Annotated in this window: 1 protein-coding gene; it reads left to right on the top strand. The window is 68.5% G+C overall.

What is annotated here, in order from left to right; genetic code table 11:
* The first annotated feature begins 151 nt into the window (after positions 1-151).
* On the top strand, positions 152-1,330 hold the full coding sequence (locus tag KYY02_RS33595) for an ISAs1 family transposase (RefSeq protein ID WP_371244858.1): 1,179 nt from the start codon (positions 152-154) through the stop codon (positions 1,328-1,330).
* Positions 1,331-1,347: the final 17 nt, after the last annotated feature.

The following is a 1,347-nucleotide window of genomic DNA, read 5'->3' on the forward strand; positions in this document are numbered from 1 at the left end:
CCAGGGCGCATGCGTTCTCACGCGGCGAGATGAGTAACTCGTGCGTGGACGTGCTCTGATGGCCTGTTTGTCCGTACTTGGATGCGACGAACGCGACCCCTGATGATCAAGGTTCTCGAAGCCTTTGATCACGAACAGGGGTCGCGTTCGCGTGCCATCCTCCCTGATCGACGTTCTCCAGCGCCACCGCGAGGACGCCGACCTGCTGCACCTGCCTACCGAGCTGTCCGAACTTGCCGCGCTGTCGGAGGTGTTGGACCGGCTTCCCGATCCACGACGGGTGCGGGGCCGCCGCTACCGGCTGGGGTCACTGCTCGCCCTGTGCCTGCTCGCGGTGCTCGGCGGCGCCACCACGCTGGCCGGCATCGCCCGCTATGCCATCGATACCTCTCCCGAGGCGCGGGCGAGGATCGGGCTGCGCCGTCCACCACGCGCCACCACCCTGGGCCGCCTGCTGTCACGTCTGGACGGCGACGCCCTCGATGACGCCGTGGGCGCCTGGCTGGCCCGGCACGCGAGTGACCCGGCCGACGAAGGCGCCGTGGAGCTGGTGGGTGTGGCCGTCGACGGCAAGGCCGCACGCGGCAGCCGCACCGGCGGGAAGACGGCCGTCCACCTGCTCGCCGCCGTCCTGCACGAGGGCCAGGCCGTGGTCTCCCAGCGGCAGATCGCCGCGAAGAGTAATGAAATCCCCGCCTTCACCCCGCTGTTGGAACGGCTCGACCTGCGAGGATGTGTCATCACCGCCGACGCGATGCATACCCAGACCGGCCATGCCGAGCACGTCATCGCCCGGGGCGGGCACTACATCCTGGTCGTCAAGGGCAACCGGAAGAAGCTCCGCCGACAACTGCGACATCTGCCCTGGCGCGAGGTCCCACTGCAGCACCGCACCTGCGAACAGGGCCATGGCCGACGCGAGATCCGCCGGCTCAAGGTCTGCACCGTCCAGCCCGGCCTCCTCTTCCCGCACGCCGTGCAGGCCATCGAGGTCAAGCGCCGCCGCACCAACCGCACGACGAACAAAACCACCGTCAAGACGATCTACGCGGTCACCAGCCTCACTCCCGAACAGGCCACCCCGGAACGAATCGCCGAACTGATCCGCGGGCACTGGCAGGTCGAGGCCCTGCACCATGTGAGAGACGTGACCTTCGCCGAGGATGCTTCCCGCGTCCGCACCGGCACCGCACCCCGCGCGATGGCAACGCTCCGCAACCTCGCCATCGGCCTCATCCGCCAGGCCGGCTGGACGAACATCGCCGCCGCGACCGACCACTACCGGTCACGAACCGACCACGCCCTCCAACTACTCGATCTCGAAGCCTGAGAACGCATCAACCCTGG

This window comes from Streptomyces pimonensis (assembly GCF_041380215.1).
In the GTDB taxonomy this organism is placed as follows: Bacteria; Actinomycetota; Actinomycetes; order Streptomycetales; family Streptomycetaceae; genus Streptomyces; species Streptomyces pimonensis.